Source organism: Sorangium sp. So ce406, from assembly GCF_051474675.1.
GTDB classification, from domain to species: domain Bacteria; phylum Myxococcota_A; class Polyangia; order Polyangiales; family Polyangiaceae; genus Sorangium; species Sorangium cellulosum_G.
The window spans coordinates 10,725,657-10,741,999 of the sequence record NZ_CP150340.1 but is presented as its reverse complement, the minus strand read 5'-3'; the positions used below and the strand labels follow the sequence as shown (position 1 = coordinate 10,741,999).

Annotated in this window: 9 protein-coding genes; 7 read left to right on the top strand and 2 right to left on the bottom strand. The window is 71.1% G+C overall.

Annotated features, from left to right (window positions below; all coding sequences use genetic code 11):
• The first annotated feature begins 184 nt into the window (after nt 1–184).
• The 3 genes from WME96_RS40320 (at nt 185) to WME96_RS40310 (ending at nt 4,621) form a co-directional block, all read left to right on the top strand.
• Nucleotides 185–3,082 (top strand): PAS domain S-box protein, encoded by a 2,898-nt coding sequence (locus WME96_RS40320; protein ID WP_437286874.1) that lies wholly within the window; start codon nt 185–187, stop codon nt 3,080–3,082.
• A gap of 291 nt (nt 3,083–3,373) precedes the next feature.
• Entirely contained in the window at nt 3,374–3,796 is a 423-nt protein-coding gene (locus tag WME96_RS40315) for a response regulator (protein ID WP_433930487.1), read from the top strand.
• A 213-nt stretch (nt 3,797–4,009) separates the two neighbouring features.
• Nucleotides 4,010–4,621, top strand: coding sequence for a hypothetical protein (locus WME96_RS40310; protein ID WP_437286873.1), 612 nt, complete (start codon nt 4,010–4,012; stop codon nt 4,619–4,621).
• A gap of 15 nt (nt 4,622–4,636) precedes the next feature.
• On the opposite strand, the gene WME96_RS40305 is transcribed toward WME96_RS40310, so the two are convergent.
• Both WME96_RS40305 and WME96_RS40300 read right to left on the bottom strand, forming a co-directional pair.
• Nucleotides 4,637–7,603, bottom strand: coding sequence for a HEAT repeat domain-containing protein (locus WME96_RS40305; protein ID WP_437286872.1), 2,967 nt, complete (start codon nt 7,601–7,603; stop codon nt 4,637–4,639).
• 170 nt (nt 7,604–7,773) lie between these two features.
• Nucleotides 7,774–8,892 carry an alkene reductase gene (locus WME96_RS40300; protein ID WP_437286871.1) on the bottom strand — a complete coding sequence of 373 codons (1,119 nt, stop codon included), beginning with the start codon at nt 8,890–8,892 and terminating at the stop codon, nt 7,774–7,776.
• Nucleotides 8,893–9,031: 139 nt separating this feature from the next.
• Between WME96_RS40300 and WME96_RS40295 the strand changes: the two genes are divergently transcribed.
• From WME96_RS40295 to WME96_RS40280, 4 genes are all read left to right on the top strand, one after another.
• Nucleotides 9,032–9,475, top strand: coding sequence for a winged helix-turn-helix transcriptional regulator (locus WME96_RS40295; protein WP_437286870.1), 444 nt, complete (start codon nt 9,032–9,034; stop codon nt 9,473–9,475).
• Nucleotides 9,476–9,745: 270 nt separating this feature from the next.
• Nucleotides 9,746–11,323, top strand: coding sequence for an ATP-binding protein (locus WME96_RS40290; RefSeq protein WP_437286869.1), 1,578 nt, complete (start codon nt 9,746–9,748; stop codon nt 11,321–11,323).
• A 124-nt stretch (nt 11,324–11,447) separates the two neighbouring features.
• Nucleotides 11,448–11,891, top strand: coding sequence for a response regulator (locus WME96_RS40285; protein WP_061619276.1), 444 nt, complete (start codon nt 11,448–11,450; stop codon nt 11,889–11,891).
• Nucleotides 11,892–12,005: 114 nt separating this feature from the next.
• Nucleotides 12,006–16,340: a HAMP domain-containing protein gene (locus tag WME96_RS40280; RefSeq protein WP_437286868.1), complete on the top strand. Its 4,335-nt coding sequence runs from the start codon at nt 12,006–12,008 to the stop codon at nt 16,338–16,340.
• Nucleotides 16,341–16,343 lie beyond the last annotated feature (3 nt).

Sequence of the window (16,343 nt, the reverse complement as noted above, 5' to 3'; positions counted from 1 at the left end):
CCTCTCCGGGCCCAATCCCCCTCTCCGGGGGCTTGTTGACATCGCCAGGGTGACCGGGCAGTCTCGGAGTCGAGACGCCGCGCAACAGGCTCCGAGCCCGCCGAGTGCGTCCCGCCGAGTGCGTGATGAGCCGCCGCGTCACGGAGCCGTTCGCCGCGGCGGCGACTGACCACCAGGACGAGCGATGACCCAGCATTTCCGGGACGAGGGGGCGGCCGCGCGCGGACTCAATCCGATGGAGGCGCAGGCCGCGTCGGACGCCAGCCGGTCCATCCACTCCATCCACGCGCTGTTCACGGAGGCGCCTACCGCCATCGCGGTGTTCCGCGGGCCCGACTGGGTGATCGATTTCACGAACCGGCTCGCGCAACGCCTGTTCCGCGACCGCACCGTGGTCGGCAGGCGCCTGTTCCAGTGCGCCCCGGAGCTCGCCGGCTCCCAGGTGGCCGAGCTGATCGAGCGGGCCCACGGGTCGGGCCGCGCGGCCGCCGCGTGCGAGCTCCTGATCCTCCTCGACCGCGGCGACGGCGCGCTGGCCGAGGGATATTTCAACGTGACCCTCGAGCCGATCCCGGCTGCGGGCGGCGGGACGGAGAGCGTGGTGCTCTTCGCGATCGAGGTCACCGATCAGGTGCTCGCGCGGCGCCGCATCGAGCAGCTCGCCGAGCAGCTCGAGCACGAGCGCCACAAGCTGGAGCAGATCATCCAGCAGATGCCCCACGCGGTGTACATCGCGGAGGCCCCCTCGGGGGAGCTCGTGATGGGCAACGCGCAGGGCGCCGCGCAGCTCGGCCGGCCGTTCGTCGCGTCGACCGGCATCGCGGCGTACAGCGCCGGCTACCAGGGCTTCCACGCGGACGGCCGCCCCTACGCGCCGCACGAGTGGCCGCTCGCGCGCGCCGTGGCCAGCGGCGAGCTCGTCCGGGCCGAGCCGGTGGAGATGCAGCGCACCGACGGCTCGCGGGCCATCATCGAGTACAGCGCCGCGCCCATCCGCGACGCCGCGGGGCAGATCGTGGCCGGCGTCGTGGTCGGCGTCGACGCGACGGAGCGGATCCGCGCCCTGCGCGAGGAGCAGCGCCGCAGCGAGCAGCTCCGGGGGCTCGCCGAGGCCTCGCTCGCCGTCAACTCGGCGCCGTCGCTCGACCGCATGCTCGCCGAGATCACCGAGCGGGCGCGGTCGCTCATCGGAGCGCACCAGTCGGTCATCAGCATGACGCGCGACCAGAACTGGGCGCAGGCCATCAACGCGGTCAGCCTCTCGGACAAGTACGCCGCGTACCGCGGCTACGACGCGAAGACGAACGGCAGCGGGATCTACACCCTGGCCTGCCAGCAGAACAGGCCGCTCCGCATGACGCAGGCCGAGCTCGAGGCGCACCCGGCGTGGCGCGGCTTCAGCGGCGAGGCGCCGCGCCACCCGCCGATGCGCGGCTGGCTCGCCGCGCCGCTCGTCGCCCGCGACGGCAGCAACATCGGGCTCATCCAGCTCTCGGACAAGGTCGAAGGGGAGTTCACCGGCGACGACGAGTCGATCCTGATGCAGCTCGCGCAGCTCGCCAGCGTGGCCATCGAGAACGCGCGGCTGCGCGAGGAGGCGCTCGCCGCCGAGAAGCGCTTCCGATCCATGGTGGAGGCGACCACGGTCGTCGTCTGGCGGACCGGGCCGGACGGCCACGTCGTGGAGGACTCCGCGTCCTGGCGCGACTTCACCGGGCAGCGCTATGAGGAGTGGCTCGGCTACGGGTGGCTCGACGCCGTCCACCCCGACGACCGCGCGCACGCGAACGCCGCATGGCGCGGAGCGGTCGCGTCGAGGTCCCGCTACGAGGTGGAGTACCGGCTGCGCCGGCGCGACGGCTCCTGGGCCCACACCGTCGCGCGCGGCGTGCCGCTCCTCGCGGACGACGGATCCATCCAGGAGTGGGTCGGCTGCAACGTCGACGTGAGCGACATCCGGCGCGCCGAGGAGGCGCTCCGCGTGCAGCACCAGATCGTGCGCACCATCGCCGAGAACGCGACGCTCGGCCTGTTCATGATGGACGCGCACCAGCGCTGCTCCTTCATGAACCCGGCGGCCGAGAAGATCACCGGCTTCACCTTCGACGAGATCAAGGCGCTCGATCGCCCCCTGCACGAGATCATCCACCACAGGCGGCCGGACGGCAGCCATTACCCCGTCGAGGAGTGCCCGATCGACCGGGCGCTGCCGCGCAAGAGCCAGGAGCAGGGGGAGGACGTCTTCGTCCACAAGGACGGCTCGTTCTACCAGGTCGCCTTCACCGCGAGCCCCATCCTCGACGGCGGCGCCCCCGTGGGCACGGTCATCGAGGTCCGCGACATCACCGAGCAGAAGCGCGCCGAGGCGGAGCGCGAGCGGCTCATCGCCGCGCTCGAGCGGAGCAACAAGGAGCTCGATCAGTTCGCGTACGTGGCGAGCCACGACCTGAAGGCGCCGCTGCGCGGCATCGCGAACCTGACGCAATGGATCGAGGAGGACCTCGCCGGGACGGTCGAGGGCGAGTCGCGCGAGCACATGAGCCTGCTGCGCGGCCGCGTCCGGCGCATGGAGGCGCTCATCGACGGAATCCTCGATTACAGCCGCGCCGGGCGGATGCGGCACGAGGTGGAGACGGTCGACGTCGGCCAGGTGCTCGCGGACGTCGTCGAGCTGATCGCGCCGGCGCCCGGGGCGAGCGTCGAGGTCGCGCCGGGCCTGCCGGCGCTGCGGACCGAGCGGATCCCGCTGCAGCAGGTGTTCATGAACCTCATCGGCAACGCGCTCAAGCACGCGCGGCGCGCCGACGTGCGCGTCCGCGTCGGGCACCGGGACGCAGGCCCGCACCACGAGTTCTTCGTCGAGGACAACGGCCCCGGCATCGCCCCGGAGTTCCACGATCGCGTCTGGGGCCTCTTCCAGACGCTGGAGGCGCGCGACAAGGTCGAGGGCACGGGAATCGGGCTGTCCGTGGTGAAGAAGATCGTCGAGAGCCGCGGCGGCCAGATCTGGATCGACTCCTCTCCGGGCCAGGGCGCCACCTTCCGCTTCACCTGGCAGAAACGCGATCCGAACGATCGCTGAGCTCCCCCGCAGCGGCGCCGGCGAACCTGGCCAGTGGCAAGCTCAGCAGCGGGCGGGGGGCCTCATTGCAGTTGAATCGGGCGAGCCGGTGGTCCAAGCTCGAACAATGAGACACTCCGGGAGAGCTCGCGCGACAACTCGCGCGACAAACTGCGCGCCGGAGTGCGCTCGGGTACAGCGGCGGCCGCGAAACCTCCGCGGCGGTCGCCCTCTTGCCATGATAAGTGCGGCGGCGGCCATCGCGCGGAGGTTGACGTTCACGTCCTTCCCGCCAAGGAGAACAGGGAGACAATGAACGTCGAAGAGAAGCTCCTGAACATCCTCCTCGTCGAGGACGACGAGGTCGACGTGATGAACGTCCGCAGGGCGTTCAAGAGGAACAACATCTCGAACCCTCTGTGGGTCGCCGGCAACGGCGTCGAGGCGCTCGAGATGCTGCGCAGCGGCGTCATCCCGGTCGAGCGCCGGCTGATCCTGCTCGACCTCAACATGCCGAAGATGAACGGGATCGAGTTCCTGCGCGAGCTGCGCGCCGATCCGGATCTCGTGTCCACGTCGGTTGTCGTGCTGACCACATCGAACGACGATCGCGACAAGGTAGGGGCCTTCAACCTCAACGTGGCCGGCTATCTCCTCAAGCCCGTCACGTTCCTCAGCTTCGTCGAGCTGATGGCGGCGCTCAACAAGTACTGGAGACTTGTCGAGCTACCTTAGCGAAACTCACCAGCTTTCTGGCAACGCTCCACAGCGCCAGCGGCCATCGCTGGCACCGCGGCCATCGCTGGCACCGCGGCCATCGCTGGCACCGCGGCCATCGCTGGCACCGCGGCCATCGCGGCGCTCGTCACGAGGCGACGCGCGGCGAGGGCCGATCCGATACGAAGAGCTGATTGCGCCCCTCGCGGATCTGCCGGATAGCATGGGAGCATGCGGCTCCTGAAGCTCCGGACCAGCGTCGCGCTCACGGCGCTCCTCGGCCTGTGCTCGATGGGCACCTTCTGCATCTGGCCCGATCCCGGCGGCAACAACGGCCCGCCCGACCCCTCGACGGCGTGCGCCGACGGCGAGCCGCCCGCGGCCGGCGCGGCCGGCCTGTTCTTCAGCGATCCGAAGGGCGGCGCGACCCCGCTCGCCGAGGACGCCTCGCTCCCGATCGAGTACGGCCCCCAGGGCGGCCAGCACGTGATGGTGGCGATCCGGCACCACACGCGCGGAGGCGGCGTGTGGGCTTACCGCCTGGCGTTCGAGCCGGAGGCGGCCGATCCGGCGGCGCCCGAGCCCGATCCGGCGGCGCCCGAGCCCGATCCGGCGGCACCGCGCCGGCCCGTGCTCGAGGGCTCGAACACCGTGCCCGTCAACGCGTGCGCCTCCGGGTGGACCGAGACGATCGCGCCCGTGTTCCTCAACTTCCGCGACGGCGGGCAAGCGGACGCGGCAGGAGAGATCCCGGCGGCCCGCGGCGTGCTTCGCCTCGTCGCGACCCCCAGGGACGCAGGCGAGAAGGTGTCCGCGGAGATCCCCCTGCAGATCGCGATGTGAGCGGGCGCGGGGCCGCTACTTGCCCCGCTTGACCACGCCGAGCGCCCGCTGCGCCGCCCGGAGCGCGGCCTGCGCGTCCTTGCCCTCGGCGCCCGCGAGCGCCGCCGCGACGGCGGTCGCGACCTCGCGCCGGCTGTGCGGGTGCACGTTCGCGAGCTTCAGGTAGAGCTGCGCCCGCTCCGGGAAATCCGCGTCGCCGCGCCGCGCCTCGACCCGCTCGAGCAGGCACCCCGCCACCGCGGCGTCCTCCATCTTCTTCAGCGCGTCGAGCGCCGCCGCGCGCTTCGCGATCTCCGGCCGCGCCTCGATGAGGTCCACGAGCGGCGCGAGCGCCACCGGGCCGAACGCGCGGATCGCGTCCGCCACGATGCCCGGCTTGTACCCCTCGGCGTAGGCCGCCAGGAGCTCGCTCAGCCCGCGGACGTCGCCGAGGTAGCCGAGGGCGTACGCGGCGATCTTCGCCTCCCGCTCGTCCTCGCCGCGGCTCGCCAGCATCCGCACGAACGTCTCGACCATCTCGACGTCGCCGAGCTGGGCGAGCGCGTAGGCGGCCTCCTCGCGCACGCCGCGGGCGGCGTCGGCGTAGAAGGCGCGGCGGAGCGCCGGCAGCGCGGAGAGGTCGCCCAGCTCGGCGAGCGCCTTGAGCGCCTCGCCGCGCTCCTCCTTCGTGGGCGCCGCGCCGAGCGTCTTCGCGAGCTCCTGCACCCGCTCCATCCGGGCGGCGCGGCGCGCGCGCACCGCGCCGCCGCCCGGCCCCGCCGCGCGCGCGTCGAGCACGTCGAGCGCGTCGCGGGCGAGCGCCCGCAGGCCCGCGTCCTTGGCGTGCTCCGCGACCCGGCCGAGCATCGCCGCGGCGTCGGCCGAGGCGGCGCCGCCGTGCAGGGCGACCGCCTGCAGCACCCGCACCGCGGTCAGCTTCGCCACGCGGCCCGCCTTGACCGTGAGCGCCCGCTCGGCGGCGGCGATCGCCTCGGCCCCGAGCGGCGCGAACGTCCTCGCGATGGTCGGCGTCGCGGTGCCGTCCGCCCAGAGGGGGAAGATGCTCTCGACGAGCTCGCTCGCCGGCAGCGATTCGTAGTAGCGGGCGTAGTGGACCGCGGCGACGTAGCGGCTCATCGCGCCCGCCGCGCGGCGCCGCGCCACCTCGTCCGGGGGGAGCGCCTCGTCGGGCCGCGCGACGGTCACGCTCTCGTAGGTCGGCACGCGCTCGGTCGAGGCACGGTCGATGTGCGTCGCGCCGGCGAGGCGCACGAGCGCCATCTCGAGCACCTGGTAGAGCTTGATGAAGTCGTCGAGCCGGTCCGCCGGCTCGGGCCGCTGCGGGAGGCCCTGGAGCAGCGCGGCCTGCTTCTCCAGGCGGAGGTCGCGGAGCCGCTCGGCCAGCGGGTCGGTCACGCGGGCGCCGAGGCCGGTGAGCCCGGTGGCGAGCGCCTCGGCGAGCTCCTCGCGCACCTCGCCGAGCGCGATGGCCGCGGGCGAGGCGCCGGCCTCGCGGGCGGCGGCGTTCCAGGCGGAGCCCTCCAGCGGCCCGCTCCGCGCCGCGGCGCCCTGCTCGACGCCCAGATCGAAGACAGCCCGGAGCTCGAGGCCGAGCGGGCCCTCGACGACCGCGGCGAGCGGCCACAGCGTGGGCAGCGCCGCGTCGATGCCGACGTCGCCGAGCAGCGCGCGCAGCCGCGCGTCGCGCAGGGAGCCGGCGAGCCGCTCCTCGAGCGCGGCGTCGTCGGGCAGGTGGAGGGCCTCGCCCTTGTCGTCGACCGCCGAGAGCCGCGCGCCGCGCGCGAAGAGCGTGTCGATGCGCACCGCCACGGGCACGAGGTCGGGCGCGAAGACGTCCTTGCGGTGCTCCTGGAGCGCCGCGAGCGCCGCGCCGACGTCGGGCAGCGCCCGCGCGAGCACCGCTTCCAGGGCGCCGGCCTCGAGCGGGCGCTTGTCGCCGAGGTCGGTGAAGTCGAGGCGGAGCGGCGGGTAGCCGGGGTAGGTCGTCGCGCGCGCCCCGGCGAGCACCTCCCCGGCGAAGCTCCGCTTCGGCTCGGTCCGCTTCGCCATGAAGGCCGGGAGGATCTGCTTCTCGCTGAAGTGCCGGCCTGTCTCGAGGTCGAGGAAGCGGCTCTCCCGGATGACGTAATCGTCGCTCGTCGTCCGCGTCGAGAAGGCGTACTCGACGAGCGTGAGCCCCTCCGCGGGCTTGCGGTCGGACGCCTTCCACGTCTTGCCGACGAGCTCCTCGACGTGGCGGTCGTCGAGCGGCTCGCCCGCGAGGTGCTTCTCGAGCTTGCGGGCGGTGAGCAGGAGATCGGCCATCAGGTTCGCGTACGCGACCGCCGGGAGCGCGCCGCGGCGGGCGCCGGGGGCCTGCGGGCCGCTCGCGGCGGGTCCAGCGCCTGCGGCGGGTCCACGCAGCAGCGCGGCGAGGTCGAGCGTCCGCGCCGAGAGCCGCCGGAGGCGGTTCTCCCGGAGCCCTTCGGCGAGCTTCTCCATCTGCTCGATGCGGTCGGCCCCGATCGCCGCGACGCCGGCCACGGCGAGCTCGCGCACCAGCGTGCCGACCTGCTCGACGCCCGACTTCATCAGGGCCTGCGCGTTCGCGCTGCCCTTCTTCACGCTCTTGCGCGCCGTGTCGGCGCCGGGCGCGCCGGGCGGCGCCGCGTCGCTCACGACGAACGACTCGGGCGCGCGCGCCCAGGCGACGAGCAGCGCCGCCGCGTGCTTGCAGAACGCGGTGTTGAACGTCCGCGCCGGGCAGGTGCAGCGCCCCTTGAAGGCGGGCGCCGGCGAGCCGCTGTAGGTGAGCGTGACCTTGTAGGGCGCGGCCCCCGAGCCCCTGGCCTCGCAGAACAGCTTGTTCTCGTGGCGGGCCAGGTTCAGGAGCTGGCCGCCGTCGTAGAGCAGCGTGCCCTTCTTGAGCTCGCCCGCGTCCTGGATGAACGCCCGGAGCTCGCCGGCCCCGATGCGCTGCACCTCGCCCGGCGCCGCGCTCACGGCGCCTCCGCGGGCGAGCGCGCCGCGCCGGGCGCCGGGCGCTCATCGACGCGCGCGCGCAGAACAACGACCGCTCTCGGGAACAGATCCAGGGCCGCCGACATCGGCCCTGGAGCCTACCATGGTCCGCGGCGCGGGAGCCCTCGCCGCGCCTCTGCCGGATGCCGCGCTCAGGCCGACGGCTGCGCGGCGGCCTGCGCGTCGCCGAGGCGCGGATAATCGGTGTAGCCGCGCGGCCCCTCGGAGTAGAACGTCGACACGTCGGGCGGGTTGAGCGGCGCCCGGCGCGACAGGCGCTCGGGCAGATCGGGGTTGGCCAGGAACGGCGCGCCGAACGAGACGAGGTCCGCCGCGCCCGTCCGCAGCGCCGCCTCCGCGGTCTCGAGCGTGTAGCCGCCGTTCGCCATGAGGACGCCGCGGAACCGCTCGCGGAGCACGGGCATCACGCGACCCGCGGCGTCCTCCGCCTGCCCGTCGACCGGCTCCACGACGTGCAGGTAGGCGAGCTTGCGCGCCGAGAGCTCGGCGGCGACGTGGCCGAAGATCGCCTTCGGGTTCGAGTCGCTCATGTCGTTGTAGCCGCCCAGCGGCGAGACCCGCGCGCCGACCCGGTCCGGGTCGAAGACGCCGGTCACCGCGTCGACGATCTCGAGCAGGAACCGCGCCCGGTTCTCGACAGAGCCGCCATACTGGTCCGTCCGCTGGTTCACGCCGTCGCGGAGGAACTGGTCGATGATGTAGCCGTTCGCCGCGTGGAGCTCGATCCCATCGAAGCCGGCCGCCTTCGCCCGGCGCGCGCCGTCCTCGAACTGCGCGACGACGCCGGGGATCTCGCGCGTCTCGAGGGCGCGCGGGGTGCTGTACGGCTGCGCGCCCTCGGGCGTGTGCGCGTGGCCGGTGCGGATGGCGAGGGCCGAGGACGAGACAGGCGCTTGCCGGCCCGGCTGGAACGAGACATGCGACGCCCGCCCGACGTGCCAGAGCTGGGCGAAGATGCGCCCCCCCGCCCGGTGCACCGCGTCCGTGACGAGCCGCCACCCCTCGACCTGCGCGTCGGTGTGGATGCCCGGCGTGCGGAGGTACCCCACGCCCTGCGGGCTGACCTGCGTGGCCTCGGTGATGATGAGGCCGGCGGACGCGCGCTGCTCGTAATACACCGCGTTGAGCTCGTTGGGCACGTTGCCCTCGCCCGCGCGGCAGCGCGTCATCGGCGCCATCACGAGGCGGTTCGGCAGCGACAGGGGGCCGAGCTTGAAGGGGCTGAACAGCAGATCGGCGGCAGTGGTCACGATCGATGCTCCTTGTAAAGAAGATGTTACTTCCGAAAGAGAAGCAGCATCCGTCAGGAAAGCATCATGAACACGCGCTACCTCGTGTCAAGGGACTTCCTTTTTGGTAGTGAAGGGGTCATCCTGTCCAGGACGCGGAATGAAGCGCTCATGCCAGCACCTCTGCGACGGGTTCCAGGCGGCGATGGACGTGCTCGCGAAGCCGTGGAACGGGCTCATCATCGCGACGCTCGACGAGGGCCCGCTGCGCTTCGGCGAGATCGGCGAGCGGCTCGACGCGATCAGCGACCGGATGCTCTCCAGCCGGCTGAAGGAGCTCGAGGCGCTCGGCCTCGTCGTGCGGCGCGTCCTGCCGGGGCCCCCCGTGCGGGTGGAGTACGAGCTGACCGACACCGGGCGGGGGTTCAGCGAGGTCGCGCAGGCGATCTCGCGGTGGGGGGCGATGCTCGCGGAGAGCGCAGGGCGCCGCGGCGCGGGCGCGGGCGCGGTGAAGAGCGGCGTGCGCGGCGGCCCGGCGGCTGCCGGCGCGCGCGCGGCGACCCGAGGGGCAGCGGCGAAGCGACCGCGGGCGCGTCTGGCCTAGGCGGCGTGACCGGCGTCACGAAGACGTCGGCCGATGCCTTAGTCCTGTTCAGGCAAAGCCTGATACCGACTCGACGTATGGCGAGGTACCTGGATGAATACTTGTCTTCGATCCCAGGAAGATCTTGCCGGTCAGGGGAAATGGTGATGTGATTCCAGGGCTTCGCGCGCTCGGCTCCTCCGATGACGCGAAGCGCTGACGCGGTGGCGTCCTGTGGGCGTCGCGGTGGATCGTCGTATGGCAGTGGATCACCAGCGCCGACCCGCGGGGATGAGGCTCGCACATCAGTTCTTTTTGTCTCTTGTCCTGCCCATCGCGATCGCGACGTTGCTGTACGGCGTATTCGCGTCGGCGCACCGGACACAGATCTTGCGGGAGGAGGCCACGGCCGAGCTCCGCAATTATGCCACCCTGCTCCAGGCGTTCGTCGAGAGCGCGCTCCAGCGCCGTGACCTCGCGCTCGTCCGGCGGCGGGCGGAGCACTTCGCGAGCGCCGAGCGCATCCTGGGCGTCGCCGCGTTCACCCGGGAAGGGGAGGCGGTCTTCATCACGGAGGGGGTCAAGGGGGAGGCCGAGCGCCTCGGGGAGATCGCCCATCGGGCGTTCCTCGAGGGGGGAGACATCGAGGAGACCTCCACCCTGGTCGGGCAGTCGGTGCTGCTCCGCACCGTCTCCATCCAGCCGAGCGCCGCCAATCCGCCTCTGGTCGCCATCCTGGTGCGCGATCGTCATTACATCGAGGTGCTCGAGAGTGCGTTGAATCGCGGGCTGGCGGTGACGGGCGCCGTGCTGCTGCTGATCAGCGCTGTCGTGGCCGGGCTCGTGGGGCGCTTCACCGTGGCGCTCCCGGCGCGGGCCATCCTCTCCGGGGCGGAGCGCGTCGCCAGCGGCGATCTGGACGCGGCCGTGCCCGAGAAGGGCGCGGAGGAGCTGTCCCGGCTGGCCCACGCCTTCAACACGATGACCTGGTCTCTCCGGGAGGCGCGGGCGCGCGCCGAGCGGGAGGAGACGGCGCGGGTGAACGTGGAGCGGCGGCTGCAGCAGGCGCAGGCGCTCGCCGCCGCGGGGCAGGTGGCGACCTCGCTCGGCCATGAGATCGGGTCGCCGCTGAACGTGATCCAGGGCCGCGCGCGGCGCGCCGCCGACCTGCCCGGCTGCCCGGAGCACCTGCGCGCCGAGCTGGAGACCATCGCGCGGCAGTCCGAGCGGATCACCCGCGTCGTCTCCCGCCTCGTCTCGCTCGCCCGGCCGTCTCGGCATCAGCAGGAGGACAGCGATCTCCGGCGCGTCATCGAGGACGTCGTGGCGTTCCTGGGCCCGGAGTGCAGGAAGCGCGACATCGAGACGACGATCGTCTGTCCGCGCGATAGCGGGGAGTGGGCGCGCGTCGCCCTCGACTCCGATCGTCTGTTTCAGGTCGTGTTCAATCTCTGCTTGAACGCCATCGAGGCCCAGGAAGGCGGCGGCGAGCTCTCGGTGCGCGTCCTCCCCGCGTGCGACGGTCCGGCGGGCGCTCGCGCCGTGTGCTTCGATGTCGAGGACGCCGGGCCCGGGGTCCGCGCCGAGGACGCGGGCCAGATCTTCGAGCCGTTCTTCACGACGAAGTCGACCCGCGGGGGCAGCGGCCTCGGGCTCGCCATCGTCCATGGCATCGTCCAGGAGGCGGGCGGATCGGTGGAGGTCTCCTCCTCGCCGACGGGCGGGGCACGCTTCCGGGTCACCCTGCCCACGACCGTCTCCGGTCCAGCGTCGAGCGCGGAGGCGGGCTCGGCAGCAAGGCTCGAGGCGGCGCCCCAGGGAGAACCGCCCGAAGAGAGGACGGACGCGAGCATGGAGGCAAGCTCCTGAGCACGGAGGCGAGCACCAAGGCACCTGAGGCCAGGACGCGAGGCGCCGGGGCCGAAGGCGCAGGCCAACAGGGCCAGCAGGGAAAGACAGGCAGAAAAGGCAGGGAGCACAGGAGGCAGGAGGGATGAGTTCGAGCTCACCGACGAAGGTGTTGATTGTTGAGGACGACGATGATCTCGGCCGGTTCGTCGTTGACATCGCGACCGATCACGGCTACCACGCGACGCATGTTGCCGATGCCTTGTCCGGCATCAGGCTGCTTCCCTCGGAGAAATTCGAGCTCCTCATCACGGACATCCGTATGCCGGGGATGGACGGCATCGAGCTGATCGCGCGAGCGAAGGAGCACGACCCGTTCCTCGCGATCATCGCGATCACCGCCTTCGGCTCCGTCGAGACCGGGATGCGGGCCCTCCGCGTCGGCGCCTCCGATTACCTCTCCAAACCTTTCCGGTCCGATGAGCTAAGCTCTCGCATGCGACGCGCGCTCGAGCGGCGCGCTCGCGACATCGAGCACGCTCGCCTCCAGCGACAGGTCGAAGAAGTTCTGCGCCGCGGCAAGTCGTGAGACGGCGGCGCGCCGGGTCCCCGTGATGCCGCCCTCCCCCGGCATCGTCGGGGCCTGATCCCACGAAGCGAGACCGATATTTCCAGGCGCGCCATCGTCGTCAGGAAGGTATTCATGCAACCGAACAACATCGCGTCGGCGTCGAAGGACAAGAACGGGAGCGGAGCCAGCAAGAAGAAGCCGCCCTCCCGCAGGCGCGGCGCGGACGGGCTCAGCCTCGACGTGCGGGAGATGCAGCTCCAGGCGATCCTGGAGGTGCTCAAGGCCGTGAAGGCCGGCAACTTCTCGGCGCGCGTCGGCATCGGCGAGGTGCCGGGGACGATCGGGCAGATCGCCGACGAGGTGAACGACGTCGTCCAGCAGCTCCAGACCGTCGGCTCGGAGATCACGCGCGTCGCGCGCGAGGTAGGCACCGAGGGCAAGCTCGGCGCGCAGGCCGAGGTGCAGGGCGTCAGCGGGACGTGGAAGGACCTCACGGACAACGTGAACGTCCTCGCGGGCAACCTGACGAACCAGGTGCGCAACATCGCGGTGGTGACGACGGCGGTCGCGAACGGCGACCTGTCGAAGCAGATCACGGTCGAGGCGAAGGGGGAGATCCTCGAGCTGAAGAACACCATCAACAAGATGGTGGAGCAGCTGCGCGCGTTCGCGTCGGAGGTGACGCGCGTCGCGCGCGAGGTAGGCACGGAAGGCAAGCTCGGCGCGCAGGCCGAGGTGCGGGGCGTCAGCGGGACGTGGAAGGACCTCACGGACAACGTGAACGTCCTCGCGGGCAACCTGACGAACCAGGTGCGCAACATCGCGGTCGTGACGACGGCGGTCGCGAACGGCGACCTGTCGAAGCAGATCACGGTCGAGGCGAAGGGGGAGATCCTCGAGCTGAAGAACACCATCAACAAGATGGTGGAGCAGCTGCGCGCGTTCGCGTCGGAGGTGACGCGCGTCGCGCGCGAGGTAGGCACGGAGGGCAAGCTCGGCGCGCAGGCCGAGGTGCGGGGCGTCAGCGGGACGTGGAAGGACCTCACGGACAACGTGAACGTCCTCGCGGGCAACCTGACGAACCAGGTGCGCAACATCGCGGTCGTGACGACGGCGGTCGCGAACGGCGACCTGTCGAAGCAGATCACGGTCGAGGCGAAGGGGGAGATCCTCGAGCTGAAGAACACCATCAACAAGATGGTGGAGCAGCTCCGGACGTTCGCCGCGGAGGTGACGCGCGTCGCGCGCGAGGTAGGCACGGACGGCAAGCTCGGCGGTCAAGCGCAGGTGCCCGGCGTCGCCGGCACGTGGAAGGACCTGACCGACAACGTCAATCAGCTCGCCGGCAACCTGACGAACCAGGTGCGCAACATCGCCCTCGTCACGACGGCCGTCGCCAAGGGCGACCTGTCGCAGAAGATCACCGCCGAGGCGCGGGGCGAGATCCTCGAGCTGAAGGACACCATCAACAAGATGGTGGAGCAGCTGCGCGCGTTCGCGTCGGAGGTGACGCGCGTCGCGCGCGAGGTAGGCACCGAGGGCAAGCTCGGCGCGCAGGCCGAGGTGCGGGGCGTCAGCGGGACGTGGAAGGACCTCACGGACAACGTGAATGTCCTCGCCGGCAACCTGACGAACCAGGTGCGCAACATCGCCCTCGTCACGAAGGCGGTCGCGAGCGGCGACCTGTCCCAGAAGATCGCGGTCGAGGCGAAGGGGGAGATCCTCGAGCTGAAGGACACCATCAACAAGATGGTGGATCAGCTGCGCGCGTTCGCCGCGGAGGTGACGCGCGTCGCGCGCGAGGTAGGCACGGACGGCAAGCTCGGCGGCCAGGCGCAGGTGCCCGGCGTCGCCGGCACGTGGAAGGACCTGACCGACAACGTCAATCAGCTCGCCGGCAACCTGACGAACCAGGTGCGCAACATCGCCCTCGTCACGAAGGCGGTCGCGAGCGGCGACCTGTCCCAGAAGATCACGGTCGAGGCCAAGGGGGAGATCCTCGAGCTGAAGGACACCATCAACAAGATGGTGGATCAGCTGCGCGCGTTCGCCGCGGAGGTGACGCGCGTCGCGCGCGAGGTAGGCACGGAGGGCAAGCTCGGCGGCCAGGCGCAGGTGCCCGGGGTGTCCGGCACCTGGAAGGACCTGACGGAGAACGTCAACGTCATGGCCTCGAACCTCACCTCGCAGGTGCGCGGCATCGCCAAGGTCGTGACAGCGGTCGCGAACGGCGACCTCCGCCAGAAGCTGGCCCTGGAGGCCAAGGGCGAGATCGCGTCGCTCGCGGACACCATCAACGACATGACCTACACGCTGCGCGTGTTCGCCGAGCAGGTGACCACGGTGGCGCGCGAGGTCGGCATCGAGGGCAAGCTCGGCGGCCAGGCCAAGGTGCCCGGCGCGGCGGGCACGTGGAGGGACCTCACCGACAACGTGAACCAGCTCGCCGGCAACCTCACCACGCAGGTGCGCGCGATCGCCGAGGTCGCCACCGCCGTGACCAAGGGCGACCTGACGCGGGCCATCTCCGTCGAGGCGCAGGGCGAGGTCCTTCAGCTGAAGGACAACATCAACCAGATGATCTCGAACCTGCGAGACACGACGCGCGCCAACCAGGAGCAGGACTGGCTGAAGACGAACCTGGCGCGCTTCTCCGGGATGATGGCCGGGCAGCGGACGATCGAGGCGCTCAGCCGCCTCATCATGTCCGAGGTCACGCCGCTCGTCTCGGCGCAGCACGGGGCCTTCTACGTGCTCGAGTCCGAGGACAAGCACCCGACGCTGAAGCTCACGTCGAGCTACGCGTTCCAGAAGCGCAAGGGCATCTCCAACCGGTTCGCGCTGGGCGAGGGGCTCGTCGGGCAGTGCGGCCTCGAGAAGAAGAGCATCGTCGTCACCGACCTGCCGGACGACTACATCCGGGTGAGCTCGGGCCTCGGCGAGGCGCCGCCGCGCAACATCTGCGTCCTGCCGGTGCTGTTCGAGGGCGGCCTCAAGGCGGTCATCGAGCTGGCGAGCTTCCAGAACTTCACGCCCATCCACCTCACGTTCCTCGAGCAGCTCACGCAGTCGATCGGCGTCGTGTTCAACATGATCGGCGCCAGCATGAGGACGGAGGAGCTGCTCCAGGAGCTCCAGAGGTCCAACACCGAGCTCGGCTCGCGCTCGCAGGAGCTGGAGGAGAAGGCGTCGGAGCTCGAGATCAAGAACCGCGAGATCGCGCGCGCCAGCGCCTCCCTGGAGGAGAAAGCCAGGGAGCTGTCGCGCACCTCGAAGTACAAGTCCGAGTTCCTCGCGAACATGTCGCACGAGCTGCGCACGCCGCTCAACAGCCTGCTCATCCTCGCCAGGATCCTCGCGGACAACGAGGAGCACACGCTCACGCCGAAGCAGGTCGAGTACGCGAAGACGATCGCCGCCGCGGGGCAGGACCTCCTCCAGCTCATCAACGAGATCCTCGACCTGTCCAAGATCGAGGCCGGCAAGATCGACGTGAAGACCCAGCGCGTGGCGCTGTCCGAGCTGGCGGAGTACGTCGAGCGGAGCTTCCGGCAGATCGCGGAGCAGAAGGAGCTCGAGTTCTGGGTCCGGGTCGGCACCGGCGTCCCCTCGACGATCATGACGGACCTGCAGCGGCTGCAGCAGATCCTGAAGAACCTGCTGTCCAACGCGTTCAAGTTCACGTCGTCGGGCCGGATCTCGCTGGAGATCGAGGTGGCCAGCCGGGGGATGACGTACAAGCGCGACACGCTCATCAAGGCGAAGGCCGTGGTGGCGTTCGCCGTCACGGACACCGGCATCGGGATCCCGCCGGAGAAGCAGACGCTCATCTTCGACGCGTTCCAGCAGGCCGACGCCTCGACCAGCCGCACCTACGGCGGCACGGGGCTCGGGCTGACGATCAGCCGGGAGCTCGCCAGCCTGCTCGGCGGCGAGATCTCGCTGCACAGCACGCCCGGGCTCGGCAGCAAGTTCACCCTCTACCTGCCGGCGGAGCGGCCGGAGCAGAAGGCCACGAAGCCGTCGCGCGCCGAGCTGCCCGAGCCGATCGCGCCGATGCTCACCAACGGCTCGTCCTCGGTCGCGCTCGCGGGGCGGAACGTGCTCGTCATCGACGACGACGCGCGCAACGTCTTCGCGATCACGAGCCTGCTCGAGCGGCGGGGCGCGCAGGTGCTCCTGGCCGAGAACGCCAGGCACGGCATCGAGATCCTCCGCGACGCCGACTCGACCGTCGATATCGTCCTCATGGACATCATGATGCCCGAGCTCGACGGCTACGAGGCGACCCGCGAGATCCGCAACGATCCCCGCTTCAGCGATCTGCCGATCATCGCGGTCACGGCCAAGGCGATGCCGGAAGATCGGCAGAAGTGCCTGGACGCCGGCCTCAACGACTTCGTGGCCAAGCCGGTGGACGACGCGCGCCTCATGTCGGTCATGCTGCACTGGCTGCGGCCCGACTGAGCG

Excerpts from the sequence above, each read along its gene's own strand:
- WME96_RS40285 (WP_061619276.1), top strand. The coding sequence starts at position 11,448 with ATGAGTTCGAGCTCACCGACGAAGGTGTTGATTGTTGAGGACGACGAT.
- WME96_RS40310 (WP_437286873.1), top strand. The coding sequence starts at position 4,010 with ATGCGGCTCCTGAAGCTCCGGACCAGCGTCGCGCTCACGGCGCTCCTC.
- WME96_RS40280 (WP_437286868.1), top strand. The coding sequence starts at position 12,006 with ATGCAACCGAACAACATCGCGTCGGCGTCGAAGGACAAGAACGGGAGC.
- WME96_RS40290 (WP_437286869.1), top strand. The coding sequence starts at position 9,746 with ATGAGGCTCGCACATCAGTTCTTTTTGTCTCTTGTCCTGCCCATCGCG.
- WME96_RS40320 (WP_437286874.1), top strand. The coding sequence starts at position 185 with ATGACCCAGCATTTCCGGGACGAGGGGGCGGCCGCGCGCGGACTCAAT.
- WME96_RS40315 (WP_433930487.1), top strand. The coding sequence starts at position 3,374 with ATGAACGTCGAAGAGAAGCTCCTGAACATCCTCCTCGTCGAGGACGAC.
- WME96_RS40295 (WP_437286870.1), top strand. The coding sequence starts at position 9,032 with ATGAAGCGCTCATGCCAGCACCTCTGCGACGGGTTCCAGGCGGCGATG.